A 23483-nucleotide genomic window follows, 5' to 3' on the forward strand; every position below is an offset into this window, starting at 1 on the left:
AGTTTCCCGGGCCCGATTGAACCAGGCCCGGGCCGGCCCCGTTCTCAGGTCGTGACCGAGAACGCGGAGTCGAGCGTGGAGCTGGTCGGTGCCTGCCACATGCTGCTGGGGCGGATGGCGGGCCGGCTTCCGGACGAACTCGTCACCGAAGCGCGGTGGTGGCTTGCCGAGGGGGAGTTGGTGGCGATCGCGCAGGCTGTCGTCTTCGCCGCGCTGACCAACGGCACCAGCGTCACGACGGCCGACGCGGCGGCGCTGGAGGAGATCCTGTCGGCCGCCGGCGCGGACGTCAGCCCTCTCGCCGATGTGCTTCGCTCGGATCTCGAACCCGTTCCGGCGTACGGTATGGCGCCTGTCGGCCCCGATGTTCTCGCGCAGGAGGGGCCCGACCTCCCGTACACCCTCGATCTGAGCGAGGGTGATGGGCTCGGCGCCGGCGATCCGCTCGACGCGGCGGCGGTGCGGGCGGTGCGGCGGCTTGCCGACGAGGCGCCGCTGGTCGGACTGTGGCGTGCCTGGCGCTACCCGGCGATGGACACCAGTTGGCCCCCTCCGCGCCGGGTCTACCTGGTGCAGGCCGACGGGCCCGTCTCGGCCCTGCCGGTGGCGGTGGCGCGGATACAGGACGCGTTGGTCGAGGCGGGGGAGCGTGAGCCGCAGGTCGAGGGGTTCGTCGACCCCGACGAGGCGTCGGCGTACCAGCGGGCGGCACTCGGTTTCTCGGCGCTGCTGTGGGCCCGGGAGTCGGCCGGTGAGATCATCTTCGCGCGGGTGTTCGACTCGCTGGACGCGCAGGGCCCCCGCTTCGATGACGCGCATCCGCGCCTCGACGACGATGCCGAGCGGGCCCGGGTGTCGACGTATCTCCGTGACGGCGTCCCCTTGCTGATCAGCGCCACGCTGTCGGTCGACGTGTGCGAGCCGACGGCCGGTGAGGTGGTCCCGACGGCCTTCTACACCGACGGCACCTGGATCTGGCCCGAGGCGGTCGCCTACTACCTGGAGCGGCACGGGCTTGCCCCGGAGCCGGAGCTGCTGGCCGCCATCCGTGCGGCCGATCACGTGGTTCCCCGGGTCGACGCCGTCGCGCTGCACCGGGCGCTCGCGGCGCTCTACGCGGTCGACGAGGACGAACCGCTTCCCGCCGACACCACTGACGAGATTACGCAGAAGGCCTAGTCCCGCGCACGGTGGTCAGCCGTTGAACCCGAGCCGCAGCGCTGTCGTCGTGGAACGTGCGCCGCACGGCGGCGCCCTCCCGGTGGGAGACTCGATCAAGGGAGATGCGCATGCTGGCTGAGCGAATTCCCGGCACGCGGCAGCCCCGAGGACCGGTGTTGGCGCGCGCGGTGTTCAGTCTTGCCGCGTCGGTGGCACTGACCGCAGGAGTGACCGGCCTGGTGCCGTCGCAAACGACAGCACAGGAGGCGGAGGCCGCCGGACGCGCGGAGCCGCCGCCGGAGCTGCCGGTACCGGCGGACGGCCAGTGCGTCGGCGCCTCACCCACGCTGGTACCGATGGCGTCCTGGGCGCTCAGTCGGATCGCGCCACAGCTGAGTTGGCCCCTGAGCAAGGGGCGCGGTATCTCGGTGGCCGTGGTCGACTCGGGTGTCGACGCGCGGTCACCGGCCCTGGCCGGGGCGCTGCGGCCCGGCGCCGACCCGGGGTCGGCAGGTGGCGCCAACCGCGACTGTCTCGGTCGGGGGACTGCGCTCGCGGGGATCGTCGCCGCCCGCCCGATGAGCGGCAGCGGGTTTGTGGGAGTGGCCCCGGAGAGTTCGATCGTCCCGGTGCGGGTCGTCAACCGTGCGGGTGTCATGCCCCCAGGCAACCTGGCCAAGGGGATACGCGCGGCCACCGCCTCTGGTGCGCGGGTGACTCTTGTCGGCACCGGGTTACCCCGCGCGGACACCGCCCTGCGTGCGGCGATCGCCGAGGCGGTGGCGCACGACGTGGTCGTGGTGGCCCCGGTCGCCAGTGACGACCACGTCTGGTATCCCGCCGCCGACGACCGGGTCCTCGCGGTGGGCGGTGTGGACGCCGCCGGCACCCCTACCGAGCCGGTCGTGGGCGCATCCGGGCTCGACCTGCTGGCTCCCGCCATGGGGGCGTACAGCATCGGTCCAGTCGGCAGGGGCCACTACGCTGTCGGCGGGGCGGCAGTCGCCGCCGCGGAGGTGGCCGGAGCTGCGGCTCTGCTGCGGGCGTATCGGCCCGAACTGGACCAGCAGCAGGTGCGGCGCCTGCTCACACAGGCCGGTGAGCCGGCCGGCGCGGCCGAGGAGAGCGTGGTGGCCGGGGTCGGACGAGGTCGCCCGGCGCCTGGAATCCTGGACCTCCACACGGCGATCAGCGGGTTGGACATTGGCGCGGATCCCCCGCCGCCACTCCGGCCACACCGGCCGACGTTGCCGGTTGCACCGTCCCCCTCGCCCGCCAAGGCGCGCGCCCTGGTCCTCACAGCGGCTCTGGTGCTGACCGCACTTCTCGCATACGCGACGGTCGTCACGGTCCGCGCCGGGCGCCGCCGCCGCTGGCGCGTCGGGGACGCGCCAGCGGCGGCTGACGAGGTGGTCTAGGGGGCGCGGTCCACCGCGCTCCCGGCACCCTGTCGCACGTCCGGTCAGCTCGTCTGCCCACCCGACCACGGAGTCTGGATCAGCCGGGCGCCCCGTCGGGTGCACAGCAGCGCTCGCCCGGGTGGAAGCTGGCGAGGCTTCACGTTGCCCAGCAACGGCCCCTCGCTCGGTGGGCAGGACAGGGCGACGTCGGGCGCGTTGGTCTCCTGCACCCGCCGCACCAGCGGGTCCATCGACATCCGCATGACGTTGGCCGCCGCCCGGGTCAGCACCAGGTGGAAGCCGATGTCGGCGCCCTGGGCCAGGTACGGCAGCAGCGGGAGCAACGGGCCGTCGTGCCCGCCGAGCAGGTCGTAGTCGTCGACCAGCAGGAACAGCCGGGGCCCGGTCCACCAGTCTCGCCGACGCAGCTGCTCGGGGGTGATGTCGGCGCCGGGCATCCGCGGTTGCAGGCCCGCGATGGCCTCGACGACTGTCGTCCGCGTGGAGTCGGCAGACACGGAGTAGCCCAGGCGGTACTCCTGCGGGACGTCGTCGAAGAGCTTGCGTCGGAAGTCCACAAGCATCAGGCGGACCTCCTTCGGTGTGTACCGGGCCATCACCGAGCGGGCGACGTGGCGGAGCATGTTGGTCTTGCCGCTGCTGTCGTCGCCGAGGATGGTCAGGTGCGGCGCCTCCCCGAAGTCGTGCCAGACCGGTGCCATACCGCGCTCCTCGATGCCGAGCACCATGCGCAGGTCACCCTCGGGCGCGGGGAGCGTGTCGGCGGGCAGCAGGCCGGGCAGCGTGCGAACGGCGGGCGCCGCCGGGCCGGTCCAGAACTCGCCGACCGACGCGCAGAGCGAGCGGGCGCCCTCGCTGACGGTGGTGGGATCGGGTTCGCCGTCGATGCGGGGCAGCGCCGCGAGGAAGTGCAGCTTCTGCGGTGTGAGGCCGCGCCCGGGCAACTGCGGCACCGTGGCGGCGAGTCGCAGGTCGATGGCCGAGTCGACCGGATCGCCGAGGCGCAGTTCCAGGCGGGTGCCGATCTGATCGCGCATGGCGTGGTGCACCTCGGACCACCGTGCGGCAGTCAGGACGAGGTGGATGCCGAAGTTGAGGCCCTGCGCGGCGATCTGGCGGATCTCGTTCTCCAGCGTCTCGAACTCCTGCCGCAGGGTGAACCAGCCATCCACCACCAGGAAGACGTCACCGTACGGGTCGTCGGTCACCGCCCCGTCGGCGCGCAGCTGCCGATAGCGGGACATGTTCTCCACACTGAGGTCACGGAAACGCTGCTCCCGGCTGGTGATCATCTCGGTGACCTCCCGGACGGTCCGCGTCACCCGCTCGGTGTCGAGTCGTCCCGCCACTCCACCCACGTGGGGCAGTTCGCCGATCGAGCCGAGGGTGCCACCGCCGAAGTCGAGGCAGTAGAACTGGACCTCCGCCGGGCTGTGGGTGAGAGCCAGGCTGCAGATCAACGTACGCAGCAGGGTGCTCTTTCCGCTGCGGGGGCCGCCGGCGATGCCCACGTGCCCACCGGTACCGGACAGGTCGGCGAGCAACAGGTCCCGAACCTGATCGAAAGGCTTGTCGATGAAGCCGATGGGGGTGACCAGGGCACCGCTGCCGGCCCAGTCCTGGGCACAGAGACCCAGGTCGGGATCGGGCGTCAGGGTCGGTAGGAGTTGGTCGAGCGTGGGTGCCGAACCCAGCGGCGGCAGCCACACCTGGTGCGCCGGCGGTCCCTGGTCGGTGAGCTGTTCGGCCAGCACGCTCAACACGCTGGAGACGGCGTCCCCCTCGGGCTGCTCCGCAGGCGCGTCCTCGTCCGCCGCCGGGACCGTCGCGGGCGCCGGCCGCGGTGGCTGGATCAGGGTGTACGGCACCACCTGCTGCTGAACGGCCGCCTGCCTGGCCTCGACGTTCCTGCGTTGATACGGGCCGGACACGTATGCGGCCTTGAAACGGATCAGGGTGCTGACATCGGTGCGGAGGTAGCCGTTGCCTGGCGTCGGGGGCAGCTCGTAGGCGTCCGGAACGCCGATGACGGACCGGGACTCCAGGGCGGAGAAGGTTCGGAGCCCGATGCGGTAGGACAGGTGCGACTCAAGCTGCGAGATCCGGCCGTCCTCCACTCGCTGGCTGGCCAGCAGCAAGTGAACGGCGAGGGACCGTCCGAGTCTGCCGATCATCACGAACAGCTCCATGAAGTCGCGGTGGGTGGCGAGCAGCTCGCTGAACTCGTCGACCACCACGAAGAGAGTCGGCAGTGGGTCCAGCGGCGCACCCTGCGCTCGCGCCCGCTCGTATTCCAACGCCGAGCTGTAGCCGCCCGCCTGGCGCAGCAGCTCCTGGCGACGGACCAGCTCGCCGTGCAGCGCCTGTTGCATCCGGCTGACCAGAGTGGCCTCTTCGGCAAGGTTGGTGATGACCGCGGAGGTGTGCGGCAGTCGATCCAGGCCGAGGAAGGTCGCTCCACCCTTGAAGTCGACGAGGACGAAGTTCAGTGTCTCCGAGGAGTGGGTGACCGCCAGCGACAGCACCAGCGTGCGTAGCAACTCGCTCTTGCCCGAGCCGGTAGCGCCGATGAGCATGCCGTGCGGCCCCATGCCGCCGAGCGCGGATTCCTTGATGTCGAGTTCGATGGGGTTGCCCGCTGCGTCGATGCCGATCGGAATCCGCAGCCGCTCCGGGTCGGCCCGGGGCGCCCAGAGTACGCCCAGGTCCAGAGCGGTGAGGTCGCTGATGCCGAGCAGCCCGCCGATGTCGAAATTCGTCCTGAGGTTGTCGTCCGGCGTCTCGGAGACGATACCGAGACGGTACGGCGACAGGATGCGGCCCACCGTTCGCGCCATCGGCGTACTGAGCACGTCCGGGGTGGCAAGGCGCTTGCGTACCTCGCCGCCGACGCGGTCGAGGCGGAGCATCATGACGTCGGCGTCGGTGACCGCCAGGGTGAGGCTTTCCTTGGTGGACGAGGGGGTCGGGTCGCTCAGGTCGAGAAGGACACAGTTGCGGTACCCGACCGTGGCGAGGCGGCTGCCGTTGCCCATCCGGCCGCCGTCGCGAACGACGATCACGAAGGGCTCGTCGCGACTGGCGGTGGCCCCGGGCTCGTAGCGGGGGCGGGTGGTGAATCCCTCGCCCAGCAGCACCTCCAGATCCTCGATGGTCTCGGCCGCCAACCGTCGGCCACCTGCGGCGTCGTGCGCCTGGGGGTGCTGGACGTGGGGCAGCCACTTGAGCCACTCCCAGGCAGCCGTGCCGTCTGCGTCGACGCAGGCGGTGATGCGGACGTCGTCCGGGGCGTGCAGCGTGGCCACCTGGACCAGGATCGCGCGGACGCAACTCCGTACGTGTTCCCGGTCGCCGCTGAACCTGATCTTGGCGAAGGCGGGCAGGAACATGGCCACCGGTTGGTTCTCGACCGTGGTGTAGGCCCGGATGAATCGCCGCAGCGACTTGGCTGACAGCGCCTCGAGATTTTCGATGGGCCTGGTCTGCAGCGGATTGATCTTCACCGCCACCCGTCGTTCCCCAGTGCCGATCCGGACTTCCAGGAAGTCGGGGTGGCTCGGTCGGCGCTCCCACCGACGCGAGGTCATCGCCAGGGAGAGCAGCGAACGGGGGTCCGGGTGCTGCCAGTCCGCCGCGTCCCGCTGCCGGGCGATGACGGATCGAATGCGCCGCCGATTCTGTCCCAGGTAGCGCAGGTAGTCGCGACGGTCGCCGCCAAGTTGCAGTTTGCGGTCGTTGTTGGCCGATGCCGTCTGGCCGACCAGCATCGCCAGGATGGCTCCGCCCATGATGCCGATGACGATCCAGCTCAGCGGACCACCCCGCGGGTTGATGAAGACCAACGCCATGGCGCCGGTCATCAACATCATCGGCAGCGCCGTCAGGGCATGGCGCATGACGTTGCGCTGTGCCTCCGGGAGAGTGGGCGGTTCCTGCAGATCCAGTTCACCGCTGGGCATCTCCGGCCCGCGTCGCCGTGCGGGGCGACGAAACAATACTGTGCTCACAACCGCATCCCTCTTCCGCGGGTCCAGCCTTCCGCCAGCGGCCCCGACGGGCCGCCACGGCCCCACAACGGCCGGGCTGCCGGTCCGGGTCGAGAAATCATTGAGTCAAAATCGACCGGACGTTGAACCGGGCGGCGGACAGCGCCGTTGCGGGGGCATGACCGTCGCCGCCCCTGCGGAGATGTGCCGCCTCGTAGTCTTCGGCCCGAAGAGCCAGATCGAGGTGGCCGTTCCTGTCGGGGTCCTCATCGCAGACCTGCTGCCCGCCCTGCTGTCCCATCTGGATCCCGGCCTCGCGGACGCGGGCCTGGCACACGGTGGCTGGGTTCTTCAGCGGATGGGTGACCCCCCGCTCGACGATGAGGGCACCGTCGCCAGCCAGGGCTTGCGCGACGGCGATGCTGTCCACCTGCGGCCGAGGTCCGACCAGATCCCACCGGTCGCCTTCGACGACGTGGCAGACGGCGTCGCGACGGGGATGCGGGGCCGATCGGCGGTGTGGCGGCCGGCCATGCTCCGTTGGGCGGCACTGGGAGCGGCCGGCGTCACGCTTGTGGTCGCCCTGTGGTGCCTGGCCATGCCGGGGCCGCCACTCGCCCGAGCCATGTCCGCTTCGATCCTGTCGGTGCTGCTGCTCGGGGCGGCCTTCGCGCTGACCAGAGCGGCGGGGGAGTGGACGTTCGGGCTGCTCACCGCCGCTGGTGGCACCGCCGCCGCCGCGCTCGCCGGGCTCATCGCGCCGGACACGGGGCGTCCGGCTCAGGGTCTGGTGCTCGCCAGCCCGGAACTGCTCACCGCATCGGTTGCCGCCACGGTGGCCGCTCTGCTCGGCGCGGTGCTCGTGGGACGTTCCGGCCCGGTCTTCGCCGCGCTTGTCGCCGCTGCTTCGGCGTCGGCCGTCGGTGCGGGGCTCTGCATGTTCGCGGGCCTCACCGCGACGCAGGGGGCAGCCACGGTCGCCGTCGTGGTGACCGTGCTGACCGTCGCGCTGCCGTCGATGGCACTCCGGCTGGCCGGCATGCAGGCGGACCCCCTGCCGACCCAACCGGAGCACCTGCAGGAGGACATCGATCCCGCCCCGAGCGAGGCGCTGCTGGCCCGGACGACAACTGCGGACGGCTACCTCACCTCGCTGCACGCAGGCCTCGGCGTGACGGTCGCTGTGTCGCTGACAATTCTGGCGACGGAGAGCGGATGGGTGGCCAGGTCGCTGGTCCTCCTCGTTGCGCTGGTCCGGCTGCTGATCATGCGTCCGATGATCAACGGATGGCATCGACTGGCCCTCGCGGCCCCCGCCGTGCTCGGCCTCGCCGTGGCGACGCTTTCGGCTGCCACCCACACCGAGGCGATGCGGCGGCTGATCATCGCTACGCTGCTCGCCCCGCTGGTGGTCACCGCGCTCGTCCTTGGCACGCGACGGCTGTCCGACCGACGCCCGATGCCCGTCTGGGGGCGGATCGGCGACATCACCCAGACCATCGCCACCATCGCCATGCTGCCGGTCCTGCTCGCGCTCCTGGGTGTCTACGCCGTCTTCCGAGCCATCGGGGGTTGAGCGGCATGCAGACACGACGCGACCAGGTGCAGGCCCAGTCCTACATGGCCGGTCGGCTGGTTGCTGCCCTGGTCACCGCGGAACCCGACGGAATCGAACACCCGCATCGTCGTACGCTTGTCGGCACATTCTGTGGCGTGCTCGTCGCCATCCTCGTGATGGCGGGCTTTCTCATCTTCGGCCTCTTCAGCCCCGGCGGCGCGAAGAGTTGGCGCGCGGCCGGGACCCTGATCGTCGACCGGGATACGGGCAGCCGCTATCTTCTCGTCGACAACCGGCTCCGACCGGTGCTCAACTACGCGTCGGCCCGACTGCTGTTGGGGGAGCCGCCGACGGTCAAGACGGTCTCGGGAAAGTCGCTGCGCGGGGTGGCGCACGGCAGCCCGCTCGGCATCGTCGGAGGCCCGGACACCCTGCCGTCGCCCGGCTCGATCGACGGGCGGGCCTGGACGGTCTGCGCAGAGGCCAACCGGGATCAGGCGGGCGTCCTGTCCATCGCCACCACCCTGTCCATCACGCCGCCCGACCATCGGGCGGGTACGTCCCTGTCGCCGGACCACGCCCTCGTCGCGCAGACCCCCGGCGGGGATCGGTACCTCGTCTGGCGGGGGCACCGACTGCGGCTCACCCGCAACTGGCTCGACCGCGTGCTCGGCGTCGAGGCGAGTCTGATCACCGTCGGCAGCGGCTGGTTGGAGACGTTGCCGGTGGGGCCGGACGTCGCACCCGTTGCCGTGCCCGGGAGAGGCGCGCTGGGTGCTGTCGTGGACGGGCGCCGGGCGCGGGTCGGTGAGTTGTTCGAAGCAGGGGGTGAAGGCACCGCCGCCCGAGGTTTCGTGCTCCAGCGCGACGGCCTGCGGGAACTCACACCGACGGCCTATGCCATCGCCCTCGCCGACCCGGACACGTCCCACGCCTACCCCGCGAAGCGGGTGGCGCCGACCCGCCTCAGTCTGGCCGCCCTGGCCAGCGTGCCGATCGCGCGGCAGCCGGACACGTCTGTCGAGGTGCCGGACCAACTGCCGATGCCGGTGGCGAACGCGGCCGACACCGTTTGGTGCCTGCGCCTGCTGCCGGGCGCTGATGTGCCCGAGGTGACCACAGGTCAGATGGCGCCGCCCTCTTCAAGGGTGCGTGACGCCCTGGCGGTGAACCGGACGGCCCGCACGGCAGACGCTGTCGTTGTCGCGCCAGGAACGGGCGGTCTGGTGGCCGCCGGCCGTGCGGGGCAGGCGCCGGGGCCGGTGCGCTACCTGATCACCGACGCCGGAGTGAAGTTTCCGCTTACCGAGACGGCGAGCCGGCTGCTCGGATATGCCCCCGGCTCGGAGTCGACGGTGCCTCGTCGGCTGCTCGACATGCTGCCCACCGGGCCGCTGCTCGACCCCGCTGCGGCGGGTGGTTGACCGGGATCGACCGATCCCGGTCAGGACAGTGACAGTAGGGAGAACGAGAGATGCCGAACGGGCAACTGAGGATCGACGACGCCTCGACGCGGTCGTTGGTCTCGGCGTTCCAGAACGCCGACCAGGAGCAGCAGAGCGCGTCGAGTTCGCTGGCGAGCATCGACAGCAGCCTGCGGGCAGCGTGGCAGGGTCGCGCCTCCCAGACGTACTCGCAGGGCATGCAGGAGGCGCGCAACGGTCTTCAAAAGATCCAACAGGCGCTGTCCGAGATCAATCAGTCGATGAACCAGTTCCACGTGCTCACCACGAGCACGGAAGACGACAACACGTCGCTCGCCGGTCAGCACCTTTTCCAGGGCGCCGGGTCCTGGGCGCGCTGAGCCGAATCCCCGCACGGAACCTAGGGAGCAATCATGGCTGACTACATGATCAATACGGTTGAGGCGGAAGCCCAGATGCAGCAGCTGATGGCGGTCCGCCAGCGGCTCGAGGAAATGCTGAACCAGCTCTCCTCAAACGTGCAGACCTACAACACGAACAACGCCGGTCGGGCCATCGAGAGCTACGACCACGCGCAGCGGCTCTGGAACCAGGGGTTGCAGGAGTTCGGCCAGGGTGTCCAGAAGGCCGCCTCCAACCTGGGACAGATCACCAACGGCTACACCGACGCGGACAACCGCGGCCAGAGCTTCTTCGCCCAGTAGACGCTCGGGGCGGGCCGGTTTCCCGGCCCGCCCCGAGTTCCCCCCTTTTTCGTCCGGATCGGAAGGAGGGCCGCGATGCCGGCCAAGGAAATCAAGATCGATGAAGCGTTCATTCGCAACATCACCTCGATCCTCAATGTGGTCCGCAACGAGACGTCATCAGTGCGGAACGGATCGAACCCGCATGATGGCGGGCACCCGCACGGCCTCCCGCTGAACGCCATCCAGGTCGCCACAGGGGCTCCCGGCTTCGCCGCCGGAGCGGCGCTCAAGGCCAGGGTCAGCGCGCTGGGACAACAGCTCGACTCGAAGATCAACGCTGTCGACCAGAAGTTGGCGAGCCTCGCGCAGGCCCTCCAGCACGTCCTGGATGACGCCAACGACACCGAGCGCGACAATCTCTCCCTCGCTGACCTCGACAAGTACCTGACCGTCCCCAGCACTCGCTGACCAGAGTCCAGGCGTTGTACTCCACGGATTGGTGCGGACCGACATGACGCAACCGACCAGCCAAGATGGTTGGAACTGGGAGCAGGCGATGGTGAACCTTCTCGGGACAGAGGGCATCATCGACCGCAACCAGTTCATGGGGGCCGGCGCGCCCTGGCTCGTCGCCGACTGGGTCGGCTGGGAGGACTCCAACAGCTCACCGTGGAACTACGACGCCCAGCCCACCGAGGGGGGCAAGTGGACCTTCTCGGTCTATCGCAAGGTGAGCTATGGGTGGGGCAATGGCCAAACCAGAGACTACTTCTGGTTCCTGCGGGGCAAGGTGGCCTGGTACACCGGCCCGGATGCCAATTACCAGAAGGGCTTCGTCGGTGCTACCAGCAGCCGGCTCGCCGCGCCGGCCAACACCCTCCCGCTCAACCCGGAGTCGCTGAACAACGCGGCCGAGAGCTATTACAACGCAGCAATGTGGCTGGAGCACACGGTCGATGTGGTCCAGCAGCAGATCAACAAGGTCGATGATGACGGCTCGGGTTTCAAGGGCTCTGCCTCGCACGCTTTCAGTCGCACCCTGAATGACCTGCGCGACGAGCTGAAACTGCTGCGTCTCGACCTGGACACGAACCAGCAGTGGTTCGCCATGCTGCACGACAATGCCAGGGCCGCCACCACCTTCCTTGAGGAGATCCGATCCGCCTGGGCGGAGTTCCTGGCCAAGCCCAACCCGCCCACCCTGATCAGCCGAGCCCTCGCGCGGCTCGAATCCGCAGCCGACAGTCTTGACGCCACGCTGGGCTGGAACGAGACGAGCCCTTTGCCGCAGACGTGGCCGGTCGACATCGATTTTGGTGCCGGCGGCGGGACCTACGACATCATGTCGCCGAACTTCATTCCGCTGCTGAACCTCAACATGCAGACCCACTACCTCACCACTCTGCAGCAGCTCGACCAACGGCTGCGTTCGGCGCTCACCGCGTTGCAGACCAATTTCAGTGACGTGACCAACAACCTGCATGACGTGCGTACCTACCAGCCCCGTCCGAACTCCATCGGGGACCCGAACTCCAAAATCCCAGAATTCGGCAACATGCCGCCGGTTGGCGGCGGTAATGGCGTTCCCAACATCTCCGACGGCGGTGGCGGTGGTGGGGGTGGTATCCCGAGTGTGTCCGGCGGCGGTGGTGGCGGGGGTATCCCGAGCCTGACCGGCGGCGGTGGTGGGGGCGGTATCCCGAGTGTGTCCGGTGGCGGTGGTGGGGGTGGTATCCCGAGCGTGTCCGGCGGCGGTGGTGGCGGGGGTATCCCGAGCCTGACCGGCGGCGGTGGTGGGGGCGGTATCCCGAGTCTGTCCGACGTTGGCGGTGGTGGGGGTGGTATCCCGAGCGTGTCCGGCGGCGGTGGTGGCGGGGGTATCCCGAGCCTGACCGGCGGTGGCGGTGGGGGCGGTATCCCGAGTCTGTCCGACGTTGGCGGTGGCGGTGGTGGTATCCCGAGCCTGACCGACGGTGGCGGTAGCGGTGGTATCCCGAGCCTGACTCCTGGCGGCGGCGCCCTTCCAGAACTGGGCGGTGGCGGCCCGTCGCTGGTGAGTGGCGGTGGCGGTGGCAATCTCCCGTCGTTGGACGGCGGCGGAGCCGGTGGCCTGCCGGGCGTCGGGGGCGGCGTCGGACCCGGCACCGGTCTGATCGCCAGCGGCGGCGGGGCGGGCCTGGGCCCCGGCTTGTCGGCCGGCGGCGGGGCGGGCCTGGGCCCCGGTCTGTCGGCCGGCGGCGGGAGTGGCGCTGGCGCCGGTGGGCGGCCCTCTGGGCAGGGCGGCCGCGACGACGGCGGATATTTCCCGGGCGAACTGGGCGGGCTTGACGGCGGCCCGGTGAGCAACATCGGCGGAGTCGAGCCAGGCGGTGCGGGGCTGGGTGGTGTGCAGACCGGAGGCGCAGCCGGTATCGACCCCGCCGACCTCGGTGGCGCGCTCGGCGGTCAGACCGGCGGTTCGACCGGTGGCGCGACCGGTGGCGCGCTCGGTGGCTCGAACGGTGCTGGCGGGTCCGGGTCCGTCGACCTGGGTGGGGGCATGACGCCCATCCCGGGCCAGGTGGGGGGAGTGGACCTCGGCCCGCTCGGGTCCGCACCGGGCCTGAACGGCTCCGCCGGTTCCGGGCTGACTGCCTCCGGCGGCAGCGGTTCGAGCTTCCCGGGCGGCGGTGCATCGGGCGGAGGTGGCCTGTCCTCGGGCGGTGCCCTGGGTTCGGCCGCGGGCGGAGCAGCCGCTGCCGCTCGCTTCGACCCACTTCAGGGGCAGGTAGGGACGGGGAGCGTTGCCCCTGCGGGTTACGGCTCGACGGGCTCCGCACCGGCCGGCGCGGGGGGAATGCCTCCCTTCATGCCGCCGATGGGCGGTCAGGCGGGTGGCAAGGACCGCGAGCGAACGACCTGGCTGGCCGAGGACGAAGAGGTCTGGGGTACGGACCCGGACCTCGTGCCGGCCGTCATCGGACGGCTCGACGCAGGCGACTGGGACGCCGATGAGAGCTCCTGGGAGCCGACGCCGCAGGCGCCGGCAACTCCCGGCCAGTCGCGGGACAGGGCGGTTCGACGTGGCTGAGAAGGCGTGGCTGAGAAGGCGTTGCCGAGAAGAGGGTGGTGACCGATGACCGGTCCAATGCATGACAGGGTGCAGAAGGCGTACGAGGATCTGGAGCGCGCCCGGAACGCGGTTGGCGATGTCGAACGGTCGATGAATAGTTCCGAGACCACTGTGACCTCCAAGAACCGAGCGATCACCGTGCGGCTCGACGGGCGCGGTGAGCTGACGGAGATCAAGTTCATGAACAACGCGTACCGGACGATGGCGCCGGCAGAACTGGCCGCGTTGCTCGTGGAGACGATCACGACGGCACGGCGGCAGGCGCGCGAAACCATGGCCGGTCTGCTGCAGTCCGTGCTGCCCGCGGGCATGCCCGTGCTGGACATGCTGACCAAGCCGCTCAATCTGGATGACGTGATGCGGCAGGCCGACGACCTCGTCGGCGGCCTGATACCCAAGGCTGCGAGAGGCCCGAACGAGAGCGGGGGAGAGGCATAGCGAGATTCGCCGGGGCCGCTCGCGATCGTCATCCGACGGCCCGGCGCTCCTCGCGTTGAACCGTAACCCGATGGGAGCCGTCGTGCGGGACATGACGGAGGCGATCACCGCGCCGGTGAACGAGGCCGAGGCCCGTCACCTGCTCAAGGCGCGGCTGCTTCGCCTCTGGCGGTCGGGCCTCGCATCGCGCGGGGCACCGTCCTTCGCGGCTGCTGCCGAGTCGACCCGGGCCGGCTGGCGCGCGCGGTGAACGTCGACGTCAAGATCGGGAACGTGGCGGCGGAGGCCGGCGGCGACAGGGTGTTCGCCGTGGTGAATGACGATCGCCTGCTGCTGTGGATGGATGAGGAGACCGCCGTCACGGTGAAGACCGTCCAGGTGCCGGACGAGCCGGGCCGGATAGCCGTTGTCAGCGCTGCCGAAGTGACCCGACGAGAGGACTTCTTCGAGCTGGTGGCAGAGCGCCTCATGGAGCATTTCGGTGGCCTGGCCGGGGGTGTGCGACTGGTGGCGCTTGGCGGCTATCCGCCTGGCCTCGATCCGGTACGCCGGGCGCGGTGGTTGGCAGACCACATTGGTCTGGAAGTGGTTCTGCCGGTCGCCGGGCCGCTCCCCGCTCTGGATGCGCCAGGTGATCCGCAGGGCCAACCGCTGGGTGCTCCGGCGGATTGGACGTCGTTTCCTGGGTGGATCGCTGTGTCGCCGGGGCGTCCCGTCCGGCAGGACTGGTTCTGGCCCGTGACGACGCCTGTCGACGGCCCTCGGCAGAGACCCCGTTCGTCGGCGCGTCCCCTGCTGTCCGTACCGGATCTGTCGGGCGTACGGCCGCGGCCACGTCTCCTGCGTCACGGCGGCGTTGCTCTCGCACCGCTCCGGCCGCCACCCCGTGGACGGCTCTCCGTGCCTGTGCCGCAGCGCGTCCCGCCGGCCCGCCCGGTCGTCCGCCGGGAAGGCGGGGAACTGCCGGGACGACGTACGGCCGCGGGCTGGTCGTTCCTCGACGGGGGCACGCCTCCCGTGGGCGTGGTCAGATCGCTCGCCGGGGCGTTGATCGAGGTGTCGGTCGGGTCCACCGGCTTCCGTCTCGATGGCAGGGCGCTCACCGCGCGGGCGCTGGCGACGATGATCGACGTGGCTGTCCCGAGGTCGGTCACCCCCGCCACGCTCGCTCTTCGAGGGGCGCCGCTTCCCGCGTCGGCGATGCAGCTGATCGTGGGCGCGCTGGCCGACGCCCTGGCCACGCCGTTGGTCACCGTCGCTGGTCCGCTGCGGCTCACCGTGACAGGCGTGCTGACCGCCGTCGAGGGATTCCAGCGGTGGCATCCCCGCAGCGACAAGGCCGTCGCGACCCGTCGCGTCGAGGCGCTGGGCCAGGTACTGCCACCCCGGCCTCGGCAATCGGCGATCGCCGCGCCGCTTCGTCGGCCTCGTCCGGCAGAGCGACCCGCCGGCACGGCGTCGGCCCGCGCCGCGGTTTCAGTTGCCCATGCGACTCTCGTGGCGTCCGCGCAGATGGCGACCGGACCCTTCACGGCCACCCCCATCCCGGACGAACTGGTCGCGCGGTTGAGTCCGCCCCGGGTGACGGTTTCGGCCGGGGCGGTGGGCGAGGCCCTCGCCGAGCTGGGTCGGAGCCCCGCCGGGGGTGACGAGTCCAGCGAGTCGACGGACGTCGGTTCCGGCCCGACGGACGTCACGGGTGCGGGCGTAGGCGTACTGGACCCGACGACTCTGCACGAGTCCGGTTCTGTCGACCGCGCCTCGCCCAGCGGCTCAACGATGGACGATCCCGAGTCGCCTGCCGGCGAGAGGCAGCCCTTCGGGGTCACGTCGCCGGAGGACGCGGCGCGTAGCGGTCCCGAGCCAGTCTGGGTCGTACCCGCGACCGGTGTCGTCCCGCACCGCGCGGCCCTGCGGACGGCACTGGCCAAGCGGTTCGACGCGCACGCCCGTGTCGTCAGCCGGGCGCTCGCCGAGTCGCCCGGTCTGCGTGCGGCAGGGGACGACCCCGCCGACCTCGTCACCGGCTTCGTCGTCGTGCGGGCGTACGCGAGCGAGGAACGGGATGCGGTCAACCCGGTGTTGCGCGGGGAGGGCGACGTGGACGACGCCCGCGCTCTCCTGCTGAGCCGCTGCGCGGCTCGCGGTCTACGGCGTCTGCCGGCTGTCCTCGGTCCGGTGCATGCCGTGGCGGTACATGATCCGACCCTGATCCTCGGCTACCAACCGGGGTCCGAGGTGCGGGAACCCGCCTTCGTCGACGTGGCGCTCACCGAGCCCGCCGGGCCGCTGGACGCCGTGCGATACACGATCTGGTCGATGAGCGCCCGCCGGCTGGGTCCACTGGGCATCCGGGGCGCCGAGACCGCCGTCTTCGCCCCGGGCGCCCGATTCACGGTGCTCGCCGTCGAACTCACGGCAACGGCCGAGGAGCCACCCCGGGTGTACCTGCGGGAGCTGCCCGTCGATTCGACGTCTGGTGGCACGCGACGGCGCGGGGCCACGCAGACGGATGCCCAGGTGCTCACCCGGCTTCGGGCCGCCGTGGCGGGTGGAACCCCCTCGGCGGGGGCAGCCCACGACGAGGCGGCGGGGGCCGCCCGTCTGGCGTTCGCGCCGGGATTGTCCGCCGACGGCCGTCCCTACCGACTGCCGCGTGATCCGGCACGCCGCGAAGCCGAATCCCGATCCAATCCGGAGGGGCAATCATGATCATGACCGGGGTGGGCGGCGAAGCATGAACGAGCGGCTGATAAGCGTCTCCCAGACGGATGTGAGTTGTCCGTCGTCAATCAACGCCGCGCTGTTGAGCGCGATGCCGGGAAGCACGGTGATCGTTCAGCCCGGCAGGTATCGGGAGCAGCTACGACTGGCCGGCGACGTCACGCTGGTCCCCGAGGAGGGGCCGGGCACCGTGATCGTCGATGCCGGCGACGAGGTGGCGCTGTTCGTGGCGCACGGCCGGCCCCGGATCAGGGACATCTCGCTGCGGGGCGGCGGCGAGCACCTGCCGACCGTGCAGGTGGCGCCGGGGGCGGTGCTGGACATCGCGGGGTGCGACGTCGGCGGCACCGGTGTGGTCGGGGTACACGTGACTGGTGGCTGCCTGGCGATGCGCGACTGCACGGTGGGCGAGGGTTCCGGGGTGGGCTTCCTCTTTGACGCCGGTGGGGGTGGCGAGGTTGCCACGACGACGGTGAGCGCCACCAGCGGGGCGGCCATCGTCGTGATGGACGGCGCCGACCCGACCATTCGCGACTGCACCGTCCGCAATATCAGAGGCGCAGGCTTCTTCAGCACCCGAGGCGGCCTCGGGACGCTGGAATCCTGCGTCCTCAGCGACGTTGACGGCGTGGGCGTGCTGGTGGAGAACGACGGGAGACCCACAGTGACGAAGGTCGTCCTGCGGGGCATCGGCCGGTCGGCTGTGCTGCTCGCCGGAGGGACCGCGACACTGCGCGACTGCCGTCTGGAGGGTGCTGCGGAGCACGGTCTGGTGCTGACCGGTACGGCCGCGCCTGTGGTGGACGGTTGGCACGTCACCAAGGTGGCAGGGCACGGCGTGGTGGCACTGGGCGAGGCGTCCGGCCAGCTCGACCGGCTTCGAATCGAGGGTAGTGGCGCCGCCCCGCTGCTCATCGGTGGGTCGGCCGCGCCGGCGCTGCGGGACGTGGAGATCAGCCCCGGATCCGGCGAGGGGATGATCCTGGAGGAGACGGCACGGGTGGCGATGTCCGGCGTGTCGATCCGGGGACGGGAGACCGGCCTCCTGCTCCGCGGCGCCGCGGACGCCACGGTGGCGAATCTCGTCGTCGAGGGCTGTCGCGCGTACGGGGTGCAGGTCGACGGCGAGAGTCGGCTGCGCGCCGACGATGGACGAATCGGCGCCGAGAACGCGGTGGGCGTTCGGGTTGGTCCGGGAGGCTTTCTGGCCGCCACGGGGACCTCGATCCGCGGTGGCGACGTCGGTGTGGTGGTGGCTGCCACCGCGCAGGCCCAGCTGACCAGCTGCGACATCAGCGGTGCCCGGCGGATGGCGGTGCTTGCCGAAGCGCAGGCCGAGCTGGCGCTGTCGCAGTGCCGAGTACACGGCGGGGGTGCCGACGGCGTCCGTTACGCGGCGGGCTCGACCGGCACGGTCGTGGGCTGCGAGATCCTCGACCATCCGGGAGTCGGCCTGCTGGTGGAGTCTCCCGAGTCGGTCACGATGTCCGGAAACATGGTGACCGACAGTGGCCTTCCGTCGTCGCGCCGCAGGGAGGGCGTCGTCGCGCCCTCGGAGGGTCCACGCGGGGAGTCGCGCGGTGAGGGCACCTCCGATGCCGCGACGCCGCTGCTGGCCGAACTCGACGCCCTGGTCGGGTTGGCGGACGTGAAGCGCGAGGTGGCCACGCTCGTCGGCCTGCACCGCATCGCCCAGCGACGAGCGACGGCCGGCCTGTCCGCACCTCCGATGTCGCGTCACCTGATCTTCGCCGGACCTCCCGGGACCGGCAAGACGACAGTCGCCCGCCTCTACGGACGGATCCTCGGCGCGCTCGGCGTCATCAGCGGCGGCCAGATGATCGAGGTGGCCCGGGCCGACCTGGTCGGTGAGTACCTCGGATCGACGGCGCCCAAGACGACCGCGCGCTTCAACGAGGCGCGCGGTGGGGTGCTGTTCATCGATGAGGCGTACACGCTGACCTCGGGGGGCGGATCGTCGGGCGACGACTTCGGTCGGGAGGCCGTCGACACCCTGGTCAAGCTCATGGAGGATCACCGGGACGAGGTGGTGGTGATCGCTGCCGGCTACTCGGCGCAGATGACCGCCTTCCTGGAGGCCAACCCGGGGCTCGCCTCACGGTTCTCCCGTACCGTCGAGTTCTCCAGCTACGAGACCGAGGAACTGGTCACGCTCGTCGAGCAGTTGTGCAGCACGCACCACTACGTGCTCGAGTACGACACCAGGCACGCCCTCACCGCGCATTTCGATCGGATACCGCGAGACGCCTCGTTCGGCAACGCCCGGGTGGCCCGCAAGATCTTCGAGGAGATGGCGGGACGTCAGGCGTACCGCCTCTCCGACCCCGGACGCACGACGTCAGGTGCGGAACTGACCCAGCTCCTGCCGCAGGATCTGGGCGCCCCGGAGAGCGAAGCGAACACGGCCACCCGAGGTAAACCGAGCGGACAACTCGACGAACTGCTGGGTTCGCTGAACGAGATGATCGGTCTGTCGGCGGTCAAGCGCGAGGTGTCCGAGCTCGTCGATCTGTTGATGACCATCCGTGCTCGGGTCGAGGCCGGCCTGAAGGCGCCGACGGTGTCGCGGCACCTCGTCTTCTCCGGCCCGCCGGGGACGGGCAAGACCACGGTGGCGCGACTCTACGGTCAACTGCTCAACGCGCTCGGCGTGTTGCGCGGTGGGCAACTCGTCGAGGTGGCCCGAGCGGATCTGGTCGGGGAGTACATCGGGCACACCGCGCAACGCACACGGGAGGCGTTCGGCCGAGCCCGTGGGGGTGTGCTGTTCATCGACGAGGCGTACACGCTCTCGCCGGTGGACGGCCGCGCCGACTTCGGCCGCGAGGCGATCGACACCCTCGTGAAGCTCATGGAGGACCATCGCGACGACGTGGTAGTCATCGCGGCCGGGTACGACGAGGACATGGAGCGGTTTCTGGCGGCCAACGTGGGACTGGCCTCCCGTTTCTCGCGTCGCATCCACTTCGAGAACTATCGCGCTGCCGAGCTGGTGGCCATCTTCCGGCAGTTCGCACAGTCGAACGGTTATGAATGTGGGCCGGAGGCGCTCGCCGCCCTGGAGGGCTTCTTCGAGGCCACGCCGAAGGGCAAGGCGTTCGGCAACGGCCGCTACGCCCGTCAGGTCTTCGACGAGGCGGTGACTCGCCAGGCCGGTCGACTGCGGCGAATCCCGTCGCCCAGCATCACCCAGCTCCGTACGCTGACCGCCGCCGACGTGGTGGCTGGCACATGACGAGTCGAGCGTTCGGGAGCTTGTCGATGCCGCGGGGTCGGTCGATGGGGCCGCACCTGGGTGGTTCGCCGGCCGGCCCGTCGAACGGAACGCGCAGGGCGGTCTCACTCGTCGATCGGGCCGATGACGTCCCGAAGAGACCGCAACGCGTAGTGGGCGCGGGACTTGACGGTGCCCTCCGGAATCCCGAGCTGCACGGCGGCCTCCTCGACCGAACGCCCCAGCAGGTAAAGCTCGATCAATACGGCACGGTGCGCCGGGGTCAGTTTCGGCATTGCCTGCCGGACGGTCTGGACGGCACTGACGACGTCGTCCATGGCCGAACTGGCGGCAGACAGAAGGCTGATGTCGGCGGTGCCGATTTCGGTCGGGCGGGCCTGCTTGGCGCGGAGCGCATCGATCGCGATCCGTTTCGCGACGGTGAACAACCACCGCCGAAGCCCTTCGTGGTCGGTCGGCAGATGCGCGCGGTGCCGCCACGCGCGGAGCATCGTTTCCTGAAGAAGATCCTCCGCGAGGTGCGGCTCGCCCAGGGTGAGCCGGATCAGGTAACGACGGAGCGGATCCGCGTGCGTGCCGTGCAGATCACGCATCCAGGAATCGTGGCTTTCGTCGCTGACCGGGGACGGGACGGCGTTGTTGTTCACTCACTGGCCTCAGAGATCGATGCTGCGGTGGCAGCGGAACCGAATACTCCAACGGACGCTGCGGCTGGCGGTCCGGGTCAAGATCGCCTCACCGGTCCTTCTTACTCAGTGTTTCTTCCAAGCGGACAGCGCGCCGATGCGATCGATGGAGGTTCTGCCTCTCTCCGCCTGGGCCCGAACGCCGAAGGCGCTACCGCTGCCACTGCGGCGTCTGTGGGACGCCACTGGCTCCCGGAGCAGGCAACCGGTCCGGCTCTTCGTCATGTCGCCAGCCAAGCGTGGGCCGAGCAACATTGTCGTCCCCCAGATGGGGTACGCGGCCCGACTGTCGCGAAACCGTTTTCGTCAACGCGGGTGGTGGTGACTCACCGTGCCTGACACCTCTCTCCGAGAGGTCTCGGAGCCGGGCGTTAGGGTCACCCCCATGCTGTTCCCGGTCACCAAGTTCGCGCCGCCACGAACTCCGGCCGAACTCGTCAATCGCGACAGACTGGTGGCAGCTCTGGCCGGCGACGTGTTGACCGTTCCGCTGACCTTGATCAGTGCTCCGGCGGGCTATGGCAAGACGACGCTGGTCACCCAGTTGCTTGCCGCGCTGACGACATTGCAGCCCATCTGGCTGTCCGTCGATGATGACGACAATGACCCCCGCCGCTTCCTCGCCGCCCTCGCCGCCGGTTTCGGACGGCACGATCCGGCAATTGACCGCGCGGTTACCACCGTCTTGACCGAAACTTCTCCGGAAGATTCGGTGCGACGGGCGACAACAACCCTCATCAACGGGGTCTCCCGATTGTCGGCAGACGACGTCGTCTTCGTCCTCGACGAGTGGGAGTTGATCGTCAATCCCTCGGTGCAGGACCAATTCTCCGCCCTCGTCGAACGTGTCCCCAGCAACGTGCACTTCGTGGTGACCACGCGATACCGGCCCCCCCTTCCGTTGGCTCGGCTACGCCTGAAACGGCTGGTGTCCGAGCGGGGAGCGGAGGACCTGCGATTCACCCGTGACGAGGTCGCAGCCCTGCTCAACATCCACCTGAAACTGGGACTTTCGGAGGATGCGATCGAGCAGACGTACCTCCGAACGGAGGGGTGGCCCGCCGCCGTCCGGCTGTTGTCGTCGGCCGGCCCGGACGTGGCACGTCGTACCTCCGCCGCCAATGCCGAACTCACGGCCTTCGTCGGGGAGGAGGTGTTCGATCGACAGCACCCTGCCATGCAGCGTTTCCTCATCGAAACTTCCGTGCTGGCGCACATGTCCGCCCGGTCCTGTGCGATCGTCACCGGCCGCGACGACTGCTCCGACCTGCTGAGGCAGGTGGTGAGTCGGGGAATGTTCCTGATCCAGCAGGAGGAGGATGCCGCCTACCGGTATCACGGCCTGTTCCGGGACTTCCTCGGCGCGCGGCTGGCGCGGTGGCCGGCGGCGGAGCGGGCGGCCCTGCACCGACGTGCCGCTGCCGCCGAGCGCGATCCGATTGCCGTCGCGCGCCACCTGCTTGCCGCCGGCGATCGGTCGGCGGCGGCCGACGTGATCGAGACCAACGGCATGGAACTCCTCCAACTCGGTCGAGCCGCTTCGTTGCGGGAAATTTTCGGCGGGCTCGACGAGCAGGCCCTTGATCGGCCAGAGCTGATGCGCCTCGCCGGTGAGCTGGCATACGCGGCCGGTGATCTGGCACCGGCACGGCGGGCCTTCGAGAAGGCGGGGACGGACGGACCGGTACTGGCCCGGCTCGCGGAGTGCCGCTACCTCCAGGGCGAGTTGGTCGACAGTGACCGACTGCTCGACCGGGCGCTGGTCAAGACGCCGGGGCCTGACGAACAGGTACGCCTGCTACTGATCCGCGCTCAGGTGGCCCAGCTGCGGCGCACCTTCGACCGTGCGGAGGATTCCCTGACCGCGGCGCTACGCATCGTGTCCCAGGGACAGGCGATCGCCACGGCGGTGACGTATCTGCCGCCGTCGCTTGCCTACACCCGTGGCGCTGTCGATCACATGGAGCAGCTGGTCCAGGTGGCGCGGGGGGTGCTGACCGAGGGGTTGCCACGGCTACAGGTCGACTCGCTGGCAGTTGTCGTGGACGCCGTTCGGGGCGCGACGGCGTCCGTGCCGGCCGAGGTCGACCGGGTGCTGGCCGACTACGAACAGTTCGGCGGCCCGCCACCCATGACCGCTTTCGCCCTGGCGGTGGCCCGACTGCAACACGGGTCCTACACCACCCCCGAACTCGACCGTGTCGTGGACGACCTGCACCGCCGAACCTCGGTGATGAGTCGGATGACAGCCACCCTGCGGGGCTGCGCCTGGTTCCTCTCCGGCCGGGCGCGCTGGCTCAACGGGCAGTTCGATGCCGCCCACGCCGCGCTCGCGCAGATACCCGTGCACGCCGACGAGCCGATGACACTGCTCACCACCCACCGGCTCTCGTTGGAGGGACTGCTCGCGTACACCGAGGGCAATCACCGCCTGGCCGAGTCGCTGCTCCGAGCGGCAGTACGGGAGGAGGATCAGACCCGCCACCTCACCATGCAGGTGTACGGGAGTGCGCGAACGCGGCTTGCGTGGCTCTACGAGCAGCAGGGGCGCAACGAGGAGGCGCTGAGCGCCGTGAATCCGCTGCTTCGCGAGTGTGCGGCGCGCAACGCCGGCGGAGTGGTGCTGTCCGATGGCGCGATGGCCCTGCCCGTCCTCACGCTCGCCGCTGCCAGCAGCCCGTACACCGCCTACGCCACAGCGCTGTTGCAACGCGCGACCACGAAGGCCCGAGCCTCCGTACCCATTCCGGGCAGTGCTGGGTCGATCACGGCGCGTGAAGCTGAGGTGTTGCGCCTGCTGGTGGCCGGCGCGACGAACCGCGAGATCGCGGAACGCCTCGGTGTCGGCGTGGAGACGGTGAAGACCCATGTGCGACGGCTTCTTCGTAAGCTGGACGCCCGCTCGCGAGCCGGTCTGGCAGCCCGCGCGGAGGCGCTCGGGTTGCTGTCCTGAACGACATGGCAGACCGGGCTTTCCCGCTGCTCGGCGCGGTCCGCGGCCCTCGTCCCCACTCCATCGGTTTCCGCGCGG

General features: G+C 70.1%; 15 protein-coding genes. 12 read left to right on the forward strand and 3 right to left on the reverse strand.

Annotated features, from left to right (window positions below):
• Positions 1-51: 51 nt before the first annotated feature.
• Positions 52-1179 (forward strand): hypothetical protein, encoded by a 1128-nt coding sequence (locus ACGFIE_RS30430; RefSeq protein ID WP_393301098.1) that lies wholly within the window; start codon positions 52-54, stop codon positions 1177-1179.
• A gap of 110 nt (positions 1180-1289) precedes the next feature.
• On the forward strand, positions 1290-2579 hold the full coding sequence (locus ACGFIE_RS30435; RefSeq protein WP_393301101.1) for a S8 family serine peptidase: 1290 nt from the start codon (positions 1290-1292) through the stop codon (positions 2577-2579).
• Positions 2580-2623: 44 nt separating this feature from the next.
• Here ACGFIE_RS30435 and eccCa read toward each other — a convergent pair whose 3' ends face one another.
• A complete protein-coding gene (eccCa, locus tag ACGFIE_RS30440) occupies positions 2624-6541 on the reverse strand; it encodes a type VII secretion protein EccCa (RefSeq protein WP_393301278.1) in 3918 nt (1305 codons plus the stop codon).
• Between the two features lie 229 nt (positions 6542-6770).
• On the opposite strand from eccCa, the gene eccD reads away from it, so the two are divergent.
• The 7 genes from eccD (at position 6771) to ACGFIE_RS30475 (ending at position 13786) form a co-directional block, all read left to right on the forward strand.
• On the forward strand, positions 6771-8144 hold the full coding sequence (gene eccD / locus ACGFIE_RS30445) for a type VII secretion integral membrane protein EccD (RefSeq protein ID WP_393301104.1): 1374 nt from the start codon (positions 6771-6773) through the stop codon (positions 8142-8144).
• A 5-nt stretch (positions 8145-8149) separates the two neighbouring features.
• Positions 8150-9550, forward strand: coding sequence for a type VII secretion protein EccB (gene eccB, locus ACGFIE_RS30450; protein WP_393301107.1), 1401 nt, complete (start codon positions 8150-8152; stop codon positions 9548-9550).
• Between the two features lie 50 nt (positions 9551-9600).
• Entirely contained in the window at positions 9601-9930 is a 330-nt protein-coding gene (locus tag ACGFIE_RS30455; protein ID WP_363689815.1) for a WXG100 family type VII secretion target, read from the forward strand.
• 33 nt (positions 9931-9963) lie between these two features.
• On the forward strand, positions 9964-10254 hold the full coding sequence (locus ACGFIE_RS30460) for a WXG100 family type VII secretion target (protein ID WP_393301111.1): 291 nt from the start codon (positions 9964-9966) through the stop codon (positions 10252-10254).
• A 75-nt stretch (positions 10255-10329) separates the two neighbouring features.
• Entirely contained in the window at positions 10330-10704 is a 375-nt protein-coding gene (locus tag ACGFIE_RS30465) for a hypothetical protein (RefSeq protein ID WP_393301114.1), read from the forward strand.
• Between the two features lie 43 nt (positions 10705-10747).
• Positions 10748-13306, forward strand: a complete 2559-nt coding sequence (locus ACGFIE_RS30470; protein ID WP_393301117.1) for a hypothetical protein — start codon at positions 10748-10750, stop codon at positions 13304-13306.
• A gap of 45 nt (positions 13307-13351) precedes the next feature.
• Positions 13352-13786, forward strand: coding sequence for a YbaB/EbfC family nucleoid-associated protein (locus tag ACGFIE_RS30475; protein WP_393301120.1), 435 nt, complete (start codon positions 13352-13354; stop codon positions 13784-13786).
• Between the two features lie 135 nt (positions 13787-13921).
• Here ACGFIE_RS30475 and ACGFIE_RS30480 read toward each other — a convergent pair whose 3' ends face one another.
• A complete protein-coding gene (locus ACGFIE_RS30480) occupies positions 13922-14434 on the reverse strand; it encodes a hypothetical protein (RefSeq protein WP_393301123.1) in 513 nt (170 codons plus the stop codon).
• Positions 14435-14686: 252 nt separating this feature from the next.
• Here ACGFIE_RS30480 and ACGFIE_RS30485 point away from each other — a divergent pair, with 252 nt between their 5' ends.
• Both ACGFIE_RS30485 and ACGFIE_RS30490 read left to right on the forward strand, forming a co-directional pair.
• On the forward strand, positions 14687-16498 hold the full coding sequence (locus ACGFIE_RS30485; protein ID WP_393301126.1) for a hypothetical protein: 1812 nt from the start codon (positions 14687-14689) through the stop codon (positions 16496-16498).
• A 25-nt stretch (positions 16499-16523) separates the two neighbouring features.
• Positions 16524-19766, forward strand: coding sequence for an AAA family ATPase (locus tag ACGFIE_RS30490; protein WP_393301129.1), 3243 nt, complete (start codon positions 16524-16526; stop codon positions 19764-19766).
• 104 nt (positions 19767-19870) lie between these two features.
• Here the strand turns inward: ACGFIE_RS30490 and ACGFIE_RS30495 are convergent, their stop codons facing one another.
• Positions 19871-20413: a sigma-70 family RNA polymerase sigma factor gene (locus ACGFIE_RS30495; RefSeq protein ID WP_393301132.1), complete on the reverse strand. Its 543-nt coding sequence runs from the start codon at positions 20411-20413 to the stop codon at positions 19871-19873.
• A gap of 424 nt (positions 20414-20837) precedes the next feature.
• On the opposite strand from ACGFIE_RS30495, the gene ACGFIE_RS30500 reads away from it, so the two are divergent.
• Complete coding sequence (locus ACGFIE_RS30500; RefSeq protein ID WP_393301135.1) at positions 20838-23405, forward strand: LuxR C-terminal-related transcriptional regulator; 2568 nt, start codon at positions 20838-20840, stop codon at positions 23403-23405.
• Positions 23406-23483: the final 78 nt, after the last annotated feature.

The organism is Micromonospora sp. NPDC049275 (genome assembly GCF_043197115.1).
Lineage (GTDB): Bacteria > Actinomycetota > Actinomycetes > Mycobacteriales > Micromonosporaceae > Micromonospora.

Excerpts from the sequence above, each read along its gene's own strand:
- ACGFIE_RS30435 (WP_393301101.1), top strand. The coding sequence starts at position 1,290 with ATGCTGGCTGAGCGAATTCCCGGCACGCGGCAGCCCCGAGGACCGGTG.
- eccCa (WP_393301278.1), bottom strand. The coding sequence starts at position 6,541 with ATGCCCAGCGGTGAACTGGATCTGCAGGAACCGCCCACTCTCCCGGAG.
- eccD (WP_393301104.1), top strand. The coding sequence starts at position 6,771 with ATGTGCCGCCTCGTAGTCTTCGGCCCGAAGAGCCAGATCGAGGTGGCC.
- eccB (WP_393301107.1), top strand. The coding sequence starts at position 8,150 with ATGCAGACACGACGCGACCAGGTGCAGGCCCAGTCCTACATGGCCGGT.
- ACGFIE_RS30455 (WP_363689815.1), top strand. The coding sequence starts at position 9,601 with ATGCCGAACGGGCAACTGAGGATCGACGACGCCTCGACGCGGTCGTTG.
- ACGFIE_RS30460 (WP_393301111.1), top strand. The coding sequence starts at position 9,964 with ATGGCTGACTACATGATCAATACGGTTGAGGCGGAAGCCCAGATGCAG.
- ACGFIE_RS30465 (WP_393301114.1), top strand. The coding sequence starts at position 10,330 with ATGCCGGCCAAGGAAATCAAGATCGATGAAGCGTTCATTCGCAACATC.
- ACGFIE_RS30470 (WP_393301117.1), top strand. The coding sequence starts at position 10,748 with ATGACGCAACCGACCAGCCAAGATGGTTGGAACTGGGAGCAGGCGATG.
- ACGFIE_RS30475 (WP_393301120.1), top strand. The coding sequence starts at position 13,352 with ATGACCGGTCCAATGCATGACAGGGTGCAGAAGGCGTACGAGGATCTG.
- ACGFIE_RS30490 (WP_393301129.1), top strand. The coding sequence starts at position 16,524 with ATGAACGAGCGGCTGATAAGCGTCTCCCAGACGGATGTGAGTTGTCCG.
- ACGFIE_RS30500 (WP_393301135.1), top strand. The coding sequence starts at position 20,838 with ATGCTGTTCCCGGTCACCAAGTTCGCGCCGCCACGAACTCCGGCCGAA.